Annotated in this window: 21 protein-coding genes; 11 read left to right on the plus strand and 10 right to left on the minus strand. The window is 62.4% G+C overall.

Translation table 11 applies throughout. The features are described from left to right. Positions 1-152: 152 nt before the first annotated feature. The 3 genes from NL528_RS24890 to NL528_RS24900 all read right to left on the minus strand — a co-directional run bounded on the left by NL528_RS24890 (position 153) and on the right by NL528_RS24900 (position 2,440). Positions 153-1,127, minus strand: a complete 975-nt coding sequence (locus NL528_RS24890; protein WP_309177090.1) for an ABC transporter substrate-binding protein — start codon at positions 1,125-1,127, stop codon at positions 153-155. 355 nt (positions 1,128-1,482) lie between these two features. Next, positions 1,483-1,746: a hypothetical protein gene (locus tag NL528_RS24895; protein ID WP_309177091.1), complete on the minus strand. Its 264-nt coding sequence runs from the start codon at positions 1,744-1,746 to the stop codon at positions 1,483-1,485. Between the two features lie 274 nt (positions 1,747-2,020). Beyond that, complete coding sequence (locus tag NL528_RS24900) at positions 2,021-2,440, minus strand: hypothetical protein (RefSeq protein ID WP_309177092.1); 420 nt, start codon at positions 2,438-2,440, stop codon at positions 2,021-2,023. 447 nt (positions 2,441-2,887) lie between these two features. Here NL528_RS24900 and NL528_RS24905 point away from each other — a divergent pair, with 447 nt between their 5' ends. Continuing rightward, complete coding sequence (locus NL528_RS24905) at positions 2,888-3,010, plus strand: hypothetical protein (RefSeq protein WP_309177093.1); 123 nt, start codon at positions 2,888-2,890, stop codon at positions 3,008-3,010. 52 nt (positions 3,011-3,062) lie between these two features. Then, positions 3,063-3,491 (plus strand): hypothetical protein, encoded by a 429-nt coding sequence (locus NL528_RS24910; RefSeq protein WP_309177094.1) that lies wholly within the window; start codon positions 3,063-3,065, stop codon positions 3,489-3,491. Here NL528_RS24910 and NL528_RS24915 read toward each other — a convergent pair whose 3' ends face one another. From NL528_RS24915 to sodC, 4 genes are all read right to left on the minus strand, one after another. Beyond that, a complete protein-coding gene (locus NL528_RS24915) occupies positions 3,492-3,815 on the minus strand; it encodes a hypothetical protein (protein ID WP_309177095.1) in 324 nt (107 codons plus the stop codon). Between the two features lie 258 nt (positions 3,816-4,073). Next, on the minus strand, positions 4,074-4,349 hold the full coding sequence (locus NL528_RS24920; protein ID WP_309177096.1) for a hypothetical protein: 276 nt from the start codon (positions 4,347-4,349) through the stop codon (positions 4,074-4,076). 1,042 nt (positions 4,350-5,391) lie between these two features. Beyond that, positions 5,392-5,778, minus strand: coding sequence for a hypothetical protein (locus tag NL528_RS24925; RefSeq protein ID WP_309177097.1), 387 nt, complete (start codon positions 5,776-5,778; stop codon positions 5,392-5,394). 270 nt (positions 5,779-6,048) lie between these two features. Continuing rightward, entirely contained in the window at positions 6,049-6,582 is a 534-nt protein-coding gene (gene sodC / locus NL528_RS24930; RefSeq protein ID WP_309177098.1) for a superoxide dismutase [Cu-Zn] SodC, read from the minus strand. A gap of 451 nt (positions 6,583-7,033) precedes the next feature. Here sodC and NL528_RS24935 point away from each other — a divergent pair, with 451 nt between their 5' ends. Then, positions 7,034-7,384, plus strand: a complete 351-nt coding sequence (locus NL528_RS24935) for a hypothetical protein (RefSeq protein WP_309177099.1) — start codon at positions 7,034-7,036, stop codon at positions 7,382-7,384. A gap of 374 nt (positions 7,385-7,758) precedes the next feature. Here NL528_RS24935 and NL528_RS24940 read toward each other — a convergent pair whose 3' ends face one another. From NL528_RS24940 to NL528_RS24950, 3 genes are all read right to left on the minus strand, one after another. Continuing rightward, positions 7,759-8,376, minus strand: a complete 618-nt coding sequence (locus NL528_RS24940; RefSeq protein ID WP_309177100.1) for a recombinase family protein — start codon at positions 8,374-8,376, stop codon at positions 7,759-7,761. Between the two features lie 574 nt (positions 8,377-8,950). Further along, complete coding sequence (locus NL528_RS24945; protein ID WP_309177102.1) at positions 8,951-9,154, minus strand: hypothetical protein; 204 nt, start codon at positions 9,152-9,154, stop codon at positions 8,951-8,953. 83 nt (positions 9,155-9,237) lie between these two features. Continuing rightward, entirely contained in the window at positions 9,238-9,480 is a 243-nt protein-coding gene (locus NL528_RS24950) for a hypothetical protein (protein WP_309177103.1), read from the minus strand. A 352-nt stretch (positions 9,481-9,832) separates the two neighbouring features. Between NL528_RS24950 and NL528_RS24955 the strand changes: the two genes are divergently transcribed. From NL528_RS24955 to NL528_RS24990, 8 genes are all read left to right on the plus strand, one after another. After that, on the plus strand, positions 9,833-10,702 hold the full coding sequence (locus NL528_RS24955) for a hypothetical protein (RefSeq protein ID WP_309177104.1): 870 nt from the start codon (positions 9,833-9,835) through the stop codon (positions 10,700-10,702). 81 nt (positions 10,703-10,783) lie between these two features. Continuing rightward, positions 10,784-11,023 carry a helix-turn-helix domain-containing protein gene (locus NL528_RS24960; RefSeq protein ID WP_309177105.1) on the plus strand — a complete coding sequence of 80 codons (240 nt, stop codon included), beginning with the start codon at positions 10,784-10,786 and terminating at the stop codon, positions 11,021-11,023. A gap of 91 nt (positions 11,024-11,114) precedes the next feature. Beyond that, a complete protein-coding gene (locus NL528_RS24965; RefSeq protein ID WP_309177106.1) occupies positions 11,115-11,321 on the plus strand; it encodes a hypothetical protein in 207 nt (68 codons plus the stop codon). Further along, complete coding sequence (locus NL528_RS24970) at positions 11,318-12,409, plus strand: hypothetical protein (RefSeq protein WP_309177107.1); 1,092 nt, start codon at positions 11,318-11,320, stop codon at positions 12,407-12,409. The genes NL528_RS24965 and NL528_RS24970 overlap by 4 nt, the downstream gene beginning before the upstream one ends. Further along, positions 12,406-12,696, plus strand: coding sequence for a hypothetical protein (locus NL528_RS24975; protein WP_309177108.1), 291 nt, complete (start codon positions 12,406-12,408; stop codon positions 12,694-12,696). The genes NL528_RS24970 and NL528_RS24975 overlap by 4 nt, the downstream gene beginning before the upstream one ends. Before the next feature lie 13 nt (positions 12,697-12,709). Next, entirely contained in the window at positions 12,710-13,069 is a 360-nt protein-coding gene (locus NL528_RS24980; RefSeq protein ID WP_309177109.1) for a hypothetical protein, read from the plus strand. A gap of 48 nt (positions 13,070-13,117) precedes the next feature. After that, complete coding sequence (locus tag NL528_RS24985; protein ID WP_309177110.1) at positions 13,118-15,163, plus strand: AAA family ATPase; 2,046 nt, start codon at positions 13,118-13,120, stop codon at positions 15,161-15,163. Continuing rightward, on the plus strand, positions 15,160-15,372 hold the full coding sequence (locus NL528_RS24990; RefSeq protein ID WP_309177111.1) for a hypothetical protein: 213 nt from the start codon (positions 15,160-15,162) through the stop codon (positions 15,370-15,372). Before NL528_RS24985 ends, NL528_RS24990 begins: the two co-directional genes overlap by 4 nt. Positions 15,373-15,508 lie beyond the last annotated feature (136 nt).

Genomic DNA, 15,508 nt, shown 5'->3' on the forward strand with positions numbered 1-15,508 from the left:
TCAGGTTTGATGTCTCAGTTGGGTCAAAACCGGAAAAGCTCAATGGGAGTATATGTTTTCCGCTCTGCCCCCAACAACGGACATAGGGCGGCCACGGCGGCATGTCCGAAAAGTGCCATTTTCGGACTCATGCACTGCAACAACAAGAAGCTTTATTCGATCACCTCGTCGGCCGTGGCAAGCAGGGTCGGCGGTACCGCAAGCCCGAGCGCCCGTGCCGTTCTGAGATTGAGCACGAGTTCGAATTTGGTGGACCGCATCACCGGCAAATCGCCCGGCTTCTCGCCTTTGAGAATACGGCCGGCGTAGATACCGGTTTGGCGATAGGCATCGGCAATGCTGGCGCCATAGCTCATCAAGCCGCCAATGCTGGCGAACTCTTTGAGGTGATAGGTCGCGGGCAGCGCATCGCGAGCCGCCAGCGCGACCAGCCGTTCCCGATGGGAAAACGTGAAAGCACCTGAACCGATGAGCAGGGCGCCGGCCCCGCGCTGGACGAATGTTGCAAAGGAAGTATCGATTTCGCGGTCGTTGCTGGCATCCAGAACGATGAGTGTTTGCCCGGACACCTGCGCTGCGGCCTGTACGTCGCTTCGTTCCGCCTCGGTATTCGGAGTGTTCGGGTGAACCAGCATGGCAATCGTCCCGGCCTTCGGGACGAGCTGGCGCAGCAGTTCCAGTCGCTTCGCCCCCAACACGCCTCCGAAAAAGTGCACGCCCGTGACGTTGCCGCCCGGCCGGTTCAGGCTGGCGACAAGACCCTCCCCGACCGGATCGCCTCCGGCCGCGAACACGATCGGCACACTCGTGGTTGCGGACTTGGCCGCAAGCATCGCCACGGCATCCCCGACAATCAAGGCCACAGGCCAGTGGATCAGCTCATCCACCAGAGCCGGCAATCGATCGGTCCTCCCCTCTGCCCAGCGAAATTCGATCGCAACATTTTGGCCCTCGACGTAGCCCGTGTCCTTCAGGCCCTGGCGGAACGCTGTTACGAACTCCGTTGCGTCCGCGGCCGTCGTGCTGCGCAGAAATCCGATCACCGGCATCGACTGCTGCGCGCGGGTGGCAAACGGCACACTCGCCGCCGCGCCACCGACCAGCGTGATGAACTTGCGCCGCTGCATGTAACCCCCTGAGAAAGCGCCTTCTGCAAGACTTAAAGCCCAGCACTTTGCGACTGTCCAGCGCGGAACAAATGGCACTCACCTGGCTTTCGACACGACAACTCCTGATGTCTCAATTGGGTCAATCGCGTCACTTTGACCGCGCGCCGCTCACTTCCGGTCTTCCCCAATTAGCAGACATTCTCAGGGTCATTCGGCATGTCTCAAAAGTGCCAAGAACAGACAATCGGTTGATCATGACGGCCGAGCAGGGATCGCAAATTGAAAGAGAGCCCCGCGTGGCTGGCAAGCAGTGGCCAATAGGCGTCCGCCGTGGGAGTCCGCCGGTCGAGGCACCGAAACAGCCGCGACCTGATCAGCCGCAGATGCGCACGCGGCGCTCGCGCCAGCCATGCCCGTCCCAGAAGTGCTGGGTTATCCAGCGGCAGGGCGGGATCGGCTCTCCAACCGGGGCATCGACATAGCCCGACCAGTACGGATAGCCGCCGGGTCCGGGATAAGTGCGCGGATACGGATTGCCGCCGGGGCCGTAATCATAGCGCGGACCAGCATAAGCGGGCGAGGCTGCTGAAGCCACCAAAGTCGCGACGGCAGCGAGAGCCAACAACGTCTTCCTCATGGTGATACCTTTCCAACGCTGCGAAGGCTGCAAGACGATCGCTGAGCAATGCAGCGTCAGCGTCGACAAGCTGAAATGTCAAGGAGGGTGATCTCAGCAAGGCTATTGTCTGGCGACCCCCTCCGATGTCGCCTTCGGGTCAAACTCAGAAGTCCGGATGCTCAACCCGGAGGTCGGCTTCACCCTCAATAACGGACATCATCGGCCAAGCCTATGAGCTCCGAAAGCCGTGCGCGGCTAAGGAAACCCACCGATGCGTTGGGCCGCCTCGCCGCTATCGATCCGCCACGGGATCGTGCCCGCTCACCAGCGGCGCGCCGGCCGCGTCTGCTGGAGTAGTTGATCCGCTCTTTCGGGTCGTAGCAGTTCTTCTAGACTGGGTCGGCTTCTTCTTGCTCGACGCCGACCGCTTGAACTTGCCCGTGATGTCGTCAGCAATGGCAAGTGCCTTGTCGTCGCTCTCATGGATCGCGATCCATTCGACCCAACCGACAAGCCAGTGCGATTCGCGAACGACAATGACCGTCTCGCTCTCGCCGCCGAGATCACGCAGCATGCTGGTGAAGTTGCTGCGCTCCAATGCGACGCTATCGCGCGACTGGCCGACGCCGGAGGAATAGTATGCCGGCCAGACCGCGCCGAAGTAATTCGGAGGCATGGTCCAGCGCTTCAGGAATTCCGGATCATAGGTCACTGCGAAACCTCCCATGACGTTCGCGATGGGTCCCTCTGCGGAGAATTTCCTGGCAAAATATGGGTCCCTCCACATCCTGACACAGCGAAAAATACGGCGCCAGGAATATGGGACCCTTTGCGGGGAGATCGGATCAATATTTCCAACGGCGGCCCGAGCAGTCTGGCCCCGGTGGCCGGACGGCTCCCCTTGGGGTCGAGGCGTGGGTCGGGTCTGGTGCCGCGACTGGCGCGATGGTGCGCGGCGCGCTGCACCTCGGCGGCCCCCGGTTGAACGCCGCAGCGATATCGAGCGCAGCGTTGACGTTGCATATCTTGCAGGGCGTCGGCCAATGACACAATCGGGGCCGGACACGAAGCCTGGGCGCGGTTCAAGGATCGGGACCGCGCGACGTGGTCGGACTGGCTCGACGTCGCCCGCGCCCTCGCCATCGGTCGAAGCCTCGCAATGACGGCGGGCTCGGCGAACCGGCCGGTCGGCACGCGCTACAATCGCGCCATCGGCGCGTGGCTGGCAACCAACGGCCTGGCCGAGATCGCCGCGCAAGAGCCGCAGGGAAAGACCGGGTAGAAAATCCAACCCACGCGTGTATATCATCGTCCCCTCACGGGGGACTTCTTTCATGCGCCACCTTTTTGCACTGGCATTGCTTTGGCCGGTTTCGGCACAGGCCGGATGGTTTAGCTACGACAGTTACGAAGACTGCATGCTCGACCGGATGAAAGGTCAGAGCACAATGATGTATCAAGCGGCTCAGAAAGACTGCAAAAAGCGCTTCGATGTAGAGGACGAAATTACTTATCTTGGGGACCAGATGAAGCGAAACTGGGAGTACGACCACGGCGAGTTGACGATTGAGATTATCGACAACACTACGGATTATAGGCCGACGCGGGGCGAGTTTTCCTTTTCCGAAAAGCCCTGCAAAGAGTCAAAGGACAGCGACTTTGGCCAGCCTGTAGCCATGGAGATAAACAAGCCTAACCGGCAAATGCCGTTCATGATACCTGTATGCATGAAGACACTCAAACTTTGGGGAAAATACAAGTAGCTAAGCCTCGTCGACTGAGTCCATCTTCCCGCCTCTGATCAGGAACGACGATCTCGGCGGCTTGCGCTTCTTGCAGTCGCGGCCGGTGCGCTTGGCAACTGGTAAGTTGTCTCCGGTTGCTTTGCGGGCCTCGCCGACTGTCGGATGCGCCACTCCGATCTTCGCCGCTATCGCTCGATCAGACATTTCCGGGTTCTCCTCGAACGCCTTCGCGGCGCGCTCGCCTGCATCGGGAAAATCCGCTGACTCAAAATTAACTCTCGGCTGACTCAGCGGTAACTCTTTTCGCGTAGGATCACATTGCGACTTTTCATCTCGAATCATGAAAGAGAACCATGCCCCTAATAGCCACGGCTGAACTCCCGCTCCGATCATCGTCCCGCTTTGGCTGGTCGCTCCCCATACGAGCCGAAGATGGGACGGTCGTTCGAGTCGAAGTATCAGACTGTGCGTTGTTGGCTTTGGGGTCGCCCTGCCTGGATCGCATTCCCCAGATCGAAGGTGAGCACCGTTCGAGAATTGAAACGATCGCGTCAGCCAAACATGACGGCGGTTTGATAGAGCAAGATGGGTCTGTTCTTATCACACAGGCCGACATTGATTAGGGGAAAAACTCCGCGTGCACGCGGTCGGCGGCTTCTGCGCCTCGACCGCCTGCTCGAATTGAGCGGCGGGGACATTGGCGACGCGGATGGCTTGCTTGCGCTGATGTTCCGAAACACCAGCCTCATGAGCGATGGCTTCTCGGGTTTGGCGGGTACCCGCCAAATGCTGATTGTTTCGCCGCCCATCAAACTCCTTCAGCAGTTCGCCCATCCGCCGAACCGCTCGCGCCTGGATACGGTCGGCGAGTAGCATTCATAGACCTCGTACTCGGCATCGAGAATGCGACGCCGAGCCCGTAGGAAGCCCGCCATGCGTTCGGACATCTGGCCGGTGTCGGACAGCGGGCAAGCCGGATCAACGCATGCAGCGCCACGCGCACGAAGCTGTGGGCTCTGCCTTTTAATTCCGGCGGATTCGCCGGATTATCGCGCCCGCGCCGCTCACCCAAGGCTGTCGGCACATACACCGGCAAATCTCGCAAGTTCATCGCGCATGTCGCGCCATTCGGCGAGGCGCAAGTAGGAGATCCGCACGCTGGCGGGTGATGCCGATGTCGGCGAGCCTCAGAGAAGGTCGCCTGTGAGCGCGGGGTCAGAGGCACCGCGTTCTCGTGAGGCCGGGACACGCCATCGCATCAGCGGGCCGCGCTAGACTCGGCGCGGGACATCGTGGTGCCGATCGACCGGCGCGACATCGGCGCGAGGCGACGGTGCCGGCGCGCGCTCGGAAATTTCTGGCAAAAATTTGCGGGTCCCATCTGGAAAAGAGGACCCGTTGGGGACGAGGCCTAAATAGAAAACTCGACGGCGGGCCGATGGAAAGTCCCCCGGCAGGGGTTAAGGGGTCCGTTACAGAGTCCGACCAAGCACAAGGTCGGCCGTGGCAAGGTCGAATGACGCGCGGCACCGTGACGGTATGGCCCTTGGCGTTGTCGGCGTTGTTGACGTTGGCATGGTCGTCTGACCTCTTCGTCCTCGCCCGCGCGGCGCTGGAAGGCGCGGTCCGCAATGCCGACGACCTAATCAGCCTCGCCGATCAGCCCCGGCGGACTTGCGCAGCATAGTGATTCATGGTTTCGCGAACGCCGACACCTTCGCCGGCATTGCCGGCGCGATGTCCGGTTCACCCCGGTAATCCGACATCATCAGCGCGGCCGGCTATGTCCGAGATGTGCCAACAACAGACATGGCGAACCAAATCAACCAAAGAAAAAGCCGCCCGAAGGCGGCTCAAACCTGATGATCAAAGATTAGGCGACCATCAATCCTTGCAGACGAAAGGACGATATTGAATTTTAGCGCGACGATAGCTGAGGTGATCGCGCCATCACGAAATAGGCAGAGCCCGCCGCTCCGAAGAGATAGATTAAAGCAGCAACCCATCCCATTGAATTCAGCGTACCTGCCGTGGTCCCCATGACAACTACAATCAACCCAACTGTGTTGCCGATAATGGTAGGTATAAACACGCCGCGCATGGACTCCGATGAGCCGTCCCGGGCGAACCAGAAAATGAGGCCCAATCCCACCAGCGCTGCACCAAATAGTCGCGCCATAAGCACGGTTGAAGCCGAAGTTGCCATTCCATAGCTGGCGGCTACCTGTTCTGGAGCTAGTACAAAACCGACACCATGCACCAGGGCAAGAACAGCAATAATTGTGAAAAATGTTTTGATCGTCATAGCAGATACCCCCTTCCACCGCCGAAAGCGAAATGCTGACCGGCATCGCTAACAGATCGGAACCATTCCGATTATGCAAGAAACGTCATCTGTACGAACGAACTTACCCGACGGCTGTTGCACCGCACCCCAAAGTGCGGTTTCACATGTAGCATATCGGGCGGCCGGGACTGAGGACCAACTTCCGAAAAGTGCTATTTCCGGACTCATGCACCGCAGCAACGGATTATTTGATGATCTCGTTGGCCAGCGCGAGCAGCATTAGCAGTTCTACTTGGCAACGCCGCAAGCGATGCGCGCGCCGCCACCACCCAAGGGCGCTGGCTGGTCGGAGTAATTATCGCCGCCCGCGTGGATCATAATCGAGCGCCCCTTGACGTCGGCCACAATGAGGTGCGGCACTACCACGGCCTCCGTGGCCTTGCCGCTAGCATCGACGGTTAGCACGGGCATGTCGCCCTTGTGGCCCTCGCCATACGGTCCGAGGTGTTTGCCAGTGTCGGCTGGGTCATAATGGCCACCCGCCGCCATGCCGGCCGCTGGCTGGCCATTCGGTCCAGGGCCCGGGCCACAATTCGGATTAACGTGGGCATGGAATCCATGGTCGCCCGGCGGTAGACCGACCAGCCGTGGCGTGATCTGCAACCCTGTTTGGGTATCGGACAAAACAAGCGTGCCAATCTCCTTGCCGTCGCCGTTGGCATCGATTGCGTTCATGGTGATCGTCTCGCTAGCGGCATAAGCAGCGCTCGCACCAGTTACTATGGTCGCGGCAGCCAGCGTCACAACGTTGGATGATCTCATCTGAGCCTCCCATTTCGGGATCGAGTATCGTAGCGAGTTAAATTAGCACACTGAAAGTGGCCGAGTGTGGTTCGAGCGGAGGAAGCACAGTCCCGCTGATGTCGCATAGGGGTCAGACTCGGACCTCCCGGCCCCGAAACACAACTTCCGCTGCGCCCCCCGGAAGCGGACATCGCGGAAGAACCCGGATCGCGGTCTCTTCTGCCAGCGCGCCCTGGACGGCTCCCTCGACGACATCGACGCCGGCATCGCGCATGCCGCGCCATTCGGCGAGACGCAAGTAGGAGATCCGCACGCTGGCGGGTGATGCCGATGTCGGCGAGCCTCAGAGAAGGTCGCCTGTGAGCGCGGGGTCAGAGGCACCGCGTTCTCGTGAGGCCGGGACACGCCAACGCATCGGCGGGCCGCGCTGCTGATCTGGCGCACCATTCGCAGGGGATGGTGGAGTCCCATGAGGATCAACGCCGGCAAAAAATATGCAAGTGCAGATGGGACCAAGGCGTTGGCGCGCTCCACGGATTTCGGGCTGACGTTGAGCAGCGACGAGGCTCCGTCAATTGACGTACCCTCGCTATGCTGGTTTCCGCCGAGGCCGAGGTTCGCCAGCTTCGCCGCCACTCACGACATTGAGCAGGACGGCGGCATCAGCATCAGACCTAGCGTTGCAGATCAACGCTCGGAGACATTGAGCATCGTGGCGGCGGCGGCGCGAGAAGTATGCAAATTTGCATCCTTCTCGGTTGGCCTGTGCGACGGCATGCTCTCGATCTTCGACGCCACCCAAGCCGCTGGCTTTCATTGAGATGCCGCCGCTGCAGGTTTTTCCGGCCGGCGTCGGAACAGCGGGCAAGGCAGACAAACGCATGTAGCGCCACGCGCACGAAGCTGCGGGCCTGTCCGGCGCGGATGGGACCAAAGCGCTGTGAGTGGCCGGCCGGATCAATCCCGTGATCAGCCAGCAGGGGCAAAAGAAATACTTCTTCGAGTATTACCTGAAAATTTCCCGGAATATAAAAATGGGTCCCCTTTGAGGGGAGATCGTGAACTAAAATTTCCCCTGCCGGCCGAGCAGTTCGGGCCACGCCCGGGGGACGGCTCCCCTTGGGGGCGGAGCGGTCGAGGCCGAGGTGGCGCATGGGCGCATGGTGCGCAGCGTCGCGCTACTTCTCGGCGGCGCTATGCTGCCGCCGCCCGCTTGGCGAGTTTCGCGATCGTCGCGCGGCTGCAGCCGGTGACAGCCTGGATCGCATTCCACGACTTGCCATCGCCGAGCATGGCGGCAATGCCGGCGTTGCGCTCAGTGTCTTCGGGCCGGCCCTTGTAGCGGCCCTCGGCCTTCGCCTTGGCCTGGCCCTGCGCCTGGCGGCGGCGGCGATCGTCGTAGTCCTTGCGAGCGACCGCAGCGAGCATGTCGAGCAACATGCCGTTGATCGCCTCGAACATGCGCGAGGTGAACGCATCGGCCGTCTTGGCCGCCATCATCCACGACGTCGGCAAGTCCAACGCGACGACGCGGACCTGGCGCGATGTCAGCTCGGCCTTGAGCTTCTCCCAGTCGCCAGCAGTAAGGCGCGACAACCGGTCGACCTGCTCGACCAGCAGGATGTCACCAGGTGCGCTATCGGCGAGCAGCCGGAACAGCTCCGGCCGCGCCAGCTTGGTGCCGCTCTCGTTCTCGGCGTGCCAGGACGCGATCTTGAGGCCGCGCTCGGCGGCAAAGGCCTTGAGCTGGTCGCGGGCGCGGCCGGCGTCCTGGTCGGTGGTGCTGGCTCTGAGATAGGCTCGGACGAACATGCAAAACCCCCATGAGTCTGGTTTGGATGGTTTACATGGTAATGGTTCAGTATGGATTGTCAAACCATATTACTGAACCACGGTTTTGGCTGGTCTCGCAGGGTATACCCTAATTGAACCGGGTGAGATCGAGGGGAACGCGACGCGCGGCGGGCTGTTGGTATGTGGCGCGGCGAGGCTTGCCCCCCTTGCTTCGTTGGCGCGGGCTCCGCCGCCACTTCCCTGACACGACACAAGGCGGCGGGGCCACAGGTCGGCGGCAAGTCGCCGCCGGCCGATCCGGAGGCAGCCTCCGAAAAAATTAGCGAGGGCCGTGAGGGCGAGGTGGCAAATCGCTTAGGAACGCGACGCGCGACTTGCCGTTGATCTCCCGCGGCGAGGCTTACCCCGGCCCGTTGCGCGGGCCTCGCCGCTCAACCCTCAGCCGACAGCGGCGAGGCCTCCTACGGTCGACGTGAGGTCGAGGTGAGGTGCCGTAACCCCCTCCGATCGCCAGCACCGGCAAGGTCGGCACGTAGCCGGCGATCCGGAGGCAGCCTCCGAAAAAATTAGCGAGGGCCGTGAGGGCGAGGTGTCAGAGCGGCCGGAGATCGCGCTTTCGCCTGCCCGCGATCTCAAACAGCCTGCGGGCCACGGCGACATAGCCCAACGCCGCCAGGGTGCTTGCTGTCTGCCTCACCCGGTCAGGGCCGAGGCCGCTCGCCCGGATCAGCAATTCGGCCGTGTTGCTCTCGTCGACCTGCTCAAGGCGGGCCAGGCTGATGATGTATCCGACCACTGCCGGAAGTCAGCGGGAGCAGCGTGTCGGACTCTGGCACCTCGCCATCGAGCGCCGCCAACCGAGCAAGATCGACACGAAGATCAACGCCCATTGATCACCTTGAGCGGTCGGCGCGGGATCGGTGCCTCGGCATTGCCCAACAACTCGATCGCCGTCGCGAAGCGCTGCGCGAATTCCGAAACGTCCACCGACGAGAGGTTGAGATCGACGTGGCGCGGGAGCAAGCTCGCGATGATCTTGCAGAATGTCGCCGGTTCTTTCGTGGCGCAATCATCAAGCGCCTGGATGCCGTGTTGCTGCCATGCGCTGGCGAGATCGCGCACAAAATCGGAAGCCAATTGGTTGCGGCTACCAACTTTACGGCCCGGTCCCGGTTTGCATCCGCTTAGAAATCGGCCTGACTTGCTGTCGCGGCCTTCGACTGTCGATGTCTCGCTCATGGCTCGTCACAATATCCCTGTGTGCTGCTGCGCGCCACTGTTGTTCGCTTGCGTGCTGCCCACAGTGGGCGGCGAGCCACCGGCGAGCCGCTGCGCACTGTTGTGCAGCACCGGGGGGTATGGGGGGTAGACAACACAAGTTTTAAGGCGGCGGTGGACAGCTTTTCCGAGGTGGCCGACAGGTGGTAGACAGCCCTCTGACAGTCTCGAAAACCCAGGCATCAGGGGCTGGCGCATGCCGAAGTACAAGCTCCGCGATCGCGAGGATCTGGCATCCCTTCTCGCGAAGGATCCGCTGCTCGCGAAGGACCTGGCGCTGCTCAAGGCACTGCGCCGCCTCGCCGCCGCGGCCGGCAAAACCAATGCCGACGGCGATCTGGCCTATTACGAGATCCAATTAGCGATAGAGAACCTGCGGCATCGGTTCTTGCGCGAAGACCGGATCCGGCAAGCCGCGAAGGCGATGGCATCGGCTCCGCCGCCGTCATCATCACCGACCAGCGCACCGCTTGTCACCATCCAGCGTCTGGTTCGCATCAAGGCCCATGAGCTCGGCATCGTCGACCGACGCAGCAAAACGCGGCATGCGGCCTGGCGCGCGACCCTCAAGCGTGATTTCCCGCTCGATGAAGCTAAGCGGGAGGTGCGCCAAAATACCGATCAGACACCTGTCGAGAAGCGGGCCGTGGAAATTGTTCGCGGCGCGCAGCGGAAGGCGAAAAAGAACTTCGTCGAGAAAGAGGCCGTCCGGCTTGCCGATGCGGTTCTCGCGGATTGGCCGCCGCCGGCGGGATTGCGTGGGCGTCCCACTGGACGCGGCACCATTGTCGTGGATCCCGAAACCAAGGATCTGAAATTGTCGGCGCGCGAGATCATCGAGGCCGTGCTTCCCATCATCGAGGGACTCGCTGGCCCGAACAGTTCATCGGCGCCAGATTCGGCGATGATCGCGGCCGTGGTCGCCGTGGTGAGGGCAGCGACCACAGAAGCGAAGCCCAAAGACAAGAAGATCAAAGCTGCCGGCACAGCGGCGCGAAAAAAGCTCAATGCAGAGCGTGCCGCCGAGATCGTGCGGGAGCTGCAGCGACGCAGGCCGATTCGTTAAGGTACTGAAAAGTCCCGCCTTTCGCGGTGTTAGATTCGACAATTAGCACTTTTGACCGGCGCTGATTTGTGCCGATAGTGGGTGACCAACGTAGCCAACGGCAGTTGGTCACCCCCGATGCCTTCCTCCACCGAGAAAACCCGTCGCGAACAGCAACGCCGGCTTGCGATCTCGCAGGCCGAGATGGCCGACGCGCTGGGCGTGTCGATGGCCACGGCCGGCCGGATGATCCGCAACAAAATTGTTCGTTCGATCAAGGTCGGCCAGCGCCGGCTCATCCCAATGTCCGAGATCGAGCGGCTGCTTGCCCTGGTCGCATAACGCGAGCCGATCGGCCGACCCGTGGGACGGGCCGGCCTGATCAAAACCAACCGCGGCGTCAACCGCGATCACTCGATGGAGAACCCCTAATATGCCCCGTAACGTTTCCGACCACAACCCGCTTCCAACATCTCAAATCCTGCCGGGCGGCGACCGGATCGAGATCGCCAAGGGCACCGCCTGTCCGTATTGCGAGGCGCCGATCCGTTGCTCGGATGCGCGGACTTCCGACCGCTTTCGGTTGCAGATCATCTGCGCTCATGGGCACACCTTCCTCGCTTATGAGCCGCGTCAATGAAGATCAGCGCACCAGCCAGCGCCTTCGACGCTGCTCTTAGCATCGTCGCCATGGCAGCCGACAAGAAGAACGATACACCCCTTCTTATCGTCGCCGACAAAGGCACCGTCGCACTATCCGTCAACAACCCGCGCGCAGCGATCTCGATCTCGACCACGATGGCCGCATCGATCGGCGAAAGTGGCCGGGCCGCGGTCTCGGCGTGCCGGTTCGCCGCGTTGCTGTCCGGCTTCGGACCCCGATCAACCATCAACATCAGCACGACCGAGACCGCGGTGATGATCAGCTCCGGCAATAGCCGGTACCGGCTGCCGCTGCTCGCAGATCCGCCCGCCGGGCTTGTGATCAATCCCGAGATCGGCCGCGTCGAACTGGCCTCGGCGGACTGCATCCGGTTGCTCGATGTCGTAGCCGCCGCTGACACCGAGAAGACGCGCTTCTTCCTGACCGGCGTCTACCTTCACAGCGACGGCGATAAACTGATCGGCGTCGGCATGGACGGAACAAAAATGATGAGGGTCGGCGTCGTGGCCGATCATTTCAGCGAGGATAACCGTCTCATCATCCCGGCGACCGCGGTCAAGCTGCTCGACAAGCTGCTGCGTGCAACGAAGCCGCAGATGGTGACGCTGCGCAGATCGCATGCCGCGTTCTCGGCTACCGCGCCGGGCTTTGAGATCGTATCCGGCATGATCGATGCCGCATATCCGGACTACAAGAAGGTGCTGCCGCCGCCCAACGGCAGTTCGGCGTCATGCCAGCGCGCCGAGATGGTTGCCGCACTGACCCGGCTCAAGGCCGTCGCCGGCGGCGACCTGCCGTTGATCATGGTGACATGGGTCGGCGGCGAGCCGATCCGGATGTTCCTCGCGCACGAACCCGACGCCGGCACCGATGCTGTCGCTGCGCAGACCTGCGGTAGCGCCAGGATGGCGCTCTCGCTTGCGCAGCTCACCGCGGTGCTCGCCGAGTTCAAGGACGACGCGCTGCTGATCGAGATGACCGACCGTGGCGTCATCATCCGGCAGGGCGACAAGTTCGGGCTCCTGATGTCCTGCAGGTTTATCGAGAAGGAGATCGCCGCGTGACCGATCTCCTCTGGCTGCCCATCAAGTTAGCGCGCACCATCGACGGACCCTGCGCCGTCTGTGGCGAGACCGCCGTCGTAGTCGGTGCCGGCGCCGGGCCGCACACCGCGTCGCTGCGCTGCCTCCGCTGCGGCCGTCACCGCGGTTGGTTGCCGAAGACCGTCGCCGACTTCCTAACGGATCTGGTGATCCGCTTTGGACGGCCCGCCGAACCCATCACGATCCGCAATTCCGAATTGGCCGCGACCTCGGGTGCACCCGCGGCGGAAGCATCAACAGCACCCTGACATGGAGCCGAATATGACTCTCTTCAACGATATCTACGGCAGCAAATATCTTTCCGTCTCCGACCTGAACGGAGAAACGCCGCGCCACCGGGTCGGCAAGGTGGACGTCGGTGATCTCAAGGACAAGGACGGCACCACCAAGCGCCGCATCCTCGTCTACTTCGACGGCGTCGAGAAGCCGCTCGTCTTGAACAGAACCAATGCCAGAAAGCTGGCTGAGGTGTACTCGGAAGACCACAAAAAATGGGTGGGCGTCGTCGTCGATCTCTACGACGAGGACACCAGCATGGGCAAAGGCGTTCGCCTGCGGCCGGTGAAGTCGGCCGCCGCAGGTGCCGCCGCCAAGGACATGAACGATGAGGTGACGTTCTAGCCAAAACACGGCGGGCCATTGCGCCCGCCATTTTCTTGCGAGATGCCGATGCCTGCGACCTGGCAGATACGCGACGAGGCCACCAAGCAACGCAAGCGCCTGCGCGAAGCCGGATACTTGCCGATACCGGCGATCGGCAAGGCCCCGCCCATTTCGGGCTGGCTGAACGTCGCCGCCAGCGATGATGACATTGACAGCTGGTTTCACGACTACCCCGACGCCCTCAACACCGGCATCATCACGCGCACCGCGCCGGCCGTCGACATCGACGTTTACGATCCCGACGTAGCCGATGAGCTTGAAGAATTGCTCTGGGACGTCACCGGCATGCGCGGCATGATCCGCTTTGGCCAACCACCGAAACGCGCCGCCTTGTTCCGCACCGACGTGCCGTTTGGCAAGATGGCGACGCCGTTCTTCACGTCGCCCACAAAGCAACGCCACCGCGTTGAGGTGCTGTGCGACGGGCAGCAGATCGTCGTTGACGGCACCCATCCCGGCACCGGGAAGCCTTACTCCTGGCACGGCGGCATGCCCGGCGAGGTGCTGCTGGCCGATCTGGCGAAGCTGACCAAGGCGATGGCCGAGCAGTTCATCACCAAGGCCGCCGCGCTGATGCGGGAGCGTGGCTGGATCGAGGAGGTTCCCAAGACGAACGGTGCCGCCCATCATGGTGCGAACCATAGCGGGGGCAATGACTTCGCCGCGATCTACGGCAGCCGCGAACGGAAGTATGCCGCCGCTGCGCTGCAGGGCTGCGCGGACGAACTGGCGGCGATGCCGCAGCATTCCGGCCGCAACAATAAGCTCAATGCGCTCGCGTATCGGATGGGCACGATGGTTGCGCGGCAGTGGATCGACCGCGAGAAGGTCGCCGACCGCCTGTATGACGCTGCAGCCGCCTGCCTGCTGGTCAATGATGACGGCGAAGCCGCCACCGGCGCCACCATCCAGTCCGGGCTGGGCAAGGGCGAGCTGAAGCCGCACGCGAACCTCGCGGACACGAAGCCGGATGATGGCGTCGGATTGGATGAACCACTTGCGTTCATCGACATGAGCCAATGGGACAGCGAGCCGCCACCGCCACGGCTCTGGTCCGTGCGCGAGCGGGTTCCGCTCCGGCAGCCGACACTGCTCTCAGGCGAGGGCGCAATAGGCAAGACCCTGCTTTCGCTGCAGCTGCTGGTTGCGCACGCGCTGGGCCGCGACTGGATCGGAATGCTGCCCGAGCTGGGGCCCGCGATCTATTTCGGCTGCGAGGACGACGCCGACGAAATTCACCGCCGCGTCGCCGACATCGCCGCCCATTACCGCGTGAGGTTCGCTGACCTCATCGCCGGAGGCCTGCATCTGCTGTCGTTCGCCGGCAAGGACGCCATCCTGGGCGCGGTCAGTCGTGCCGGCATCATCGAGCCCACGCCGCTGTTTCACCGCATCTTCAAAGCCGTCTGCGACATCCAGCCGAAGACGTTGGTGATCGACACCAGCGCCGACGTGTTCGCCGGCAACGAGAACGACCGGGCCCAGGTCCGGCAGTTCATCGGGCTATTGCGCCGCCTTGCCATCGACGGCAACTGTTCCGTCGTGCTTTGCAGCCATCCCTCCCTGATCGGTATCAAAACCGAGACCGGGCTGAGCGGCAGCACCGGCTGGCACAATTCGGTGCGGGCCAGAATGTTTTTCAAGACCGTGACGACGGACCAGGGCGAGGAGCCGGACCCGGAATTGCGGGAATTGCTGTTCATGAAAAATAACTATGGCCCGGTCGGCGCGCGAGTGCTGCTGCGCTGGAAGAACGGCATGTTCGTGCCCGAACCAGGACAGGGCACCATTGAAAAGGCCGTCGCCGAGCGGAAGGCCGAAGAGCTGTTCCTGAAATTGCTGGACCGGTTCGGCGCCGTCACCAACAAGAAGGGAACCAGCTATGCGCCCGCGTTGTTCGCCGGGGAGCCGGAAGCGAAGGCGGCGAAGGTCTCGAAGGCGGCGCTGGCCGACGCCATGGGCCGCTTGTTCGCCGCCAACAAGCTGCATCTGGAGGCGTACGACTACCCGTGCCGCCAGCGGGTTCGGATTGTGGCGGGACCCAAGCCGTGACCGTCGGCCGCGCCGCCATCGGCTCCATCGCCGGATCATCCGCACCGCGCGCCGACAACAGGCCGAACTTGCGAGGGGCGCTGACCATCGAGCAGGACTTGCCGGCCGGCACCAAGCTCTGGCTTTCGGGCTGGTCGAAGCGAGTTGCGAGCGCGGATTTCATCTCGATCAGCGCCGAGATCGCCGGCAACGGCGGCCCGCGCAAGTGAGCAGAGCAGTAGATGGCACGGGGTCTCGCGGACGCCGACCGTGGTCGTGCCAAACGTGCGGTGAAGTCGCACCACCGAAAAAAGCTACATCAACACCTACTTCAACACCGTTGTGCGGTCCGGCGTCTGGCCAGAC

The sequence above is a fragment of the Bradyrhizobium sp. Ash2021 genome, assembly GCF_031202265.1.
Lineage (GTDB): Bacteria > Pseudomonadota > Alphaproteobacteria > Rhizobiales > Xanthobacteraceae > Bradyrhizobium.

Excerpts from the sequence above, each read along its gene's own strand:
- NL528_RS24985 (WP_309177110.1), top strand. The coding sequence starts at position 13,118 with ATGCCTGCGACCTGGCAGATACGCGACGAGGCCACCAAGCAACGCAAG.
- NL528_RS24940 (WP_309177100.1), bottom strand. The coding sequence starts at position 8,376 with ATGTTCGTCCGAGCCTATCTCAGAGCCAGCACCACCGACCAGGACGCC.
- NL528_RS24965 (WP_309177106.1), top strand. The coding sequence starts at position 11,115 with ATGCCCCGTAACGTTTCCGACCACAACCCGCTTCCAACATCTCAAATC.
- NL528_RS24980 (WP_309177109.1), top strand. The coding sequence starts at position 12,710 with ATGACTCTCTTCAACGATATCTACGGCAGCAAATATCTTTCCGTCTCC.
- NL528_RS24910 (WP_309177094.1), top strand. The coding sequence starts at position 3,063 with ATGCGCCACCTTTTTGCACTGGCATTGCTTTGGCCGGTTTCGGCACAG.
- NL528_RS24925 (WP_309177097.1), bottom strand. The coding sequence starts at position 5,778 with ATGACGATCAAAACATTTTTCACAATTATTGCTGTTCTTGCCCTGGTG.
- NL528_RS24970 (WP_309177107.1), top strand. The coding sequence starts at position 11,318 with ATGAAGATCAGCGCACCAGCCAGCGCCTTCGACGCTGCTCTTAGCATC.
- NL528_RS24895 (WP_309177091.1), bottom strand. The coding sequence starts at position 1,746 with ATGAGGAAGACGTTGTTGGCTCTCGCTGCCGTCGCGACTTTGGTGGCT.
- NL528_RS24890 (WP_309177090.1), bottom strand. The coding sequence starts at position 1,127 with ATGCAGCGGCGCAAGTTCATCACGCTGGTCGGTGGCGCGGCGGCGAGT.
- sodC (WP_309177098.1), bottom strand. The coding sequence starts at position 6,582 with ATGAGATCATCCAACGTTGTGACGCTGGCTGCCGCGACCATAGTAACT.
- NL528_RS24955 (WP_309177104.1), top strand. The coding sequence starts at position 9,833 with ATGCCGAAGTACAAGCTCCGCGATCGCGAGGATCTGGCATCCCTTCTC.
- NL528_RS24915 (WP_309177095.1), bottom strand. The coding sequence starts at position 3,815 with ATGATTCGAGATGAAAAGTCGCAATGTGATCCTACGCGAAAAGAGTTA.
- NL528_RS24935 (WP_309177099.1), top strand. The coding sequence starts at position 7,034 with ATGAGGATCAACGCCGGCAAAAAATATGCAAGTGCAGATGGGACCAAG.
- NL528_RS24905 (WP_309177093.1), top strand. The coding sequence starts at position 2,888 with ATGACGGCGGGCTCGGCGAACCGGCCGGTCGGCACGCGCTACAATCGC.
- NL528_RS24920 (WP_309177096.1), bottom strand. The coding sequence starts at position 4,349 with ATGCTACTCGCCGACCGTATCCAGGCGCGAGCGGTTCGGCGGATGGGC.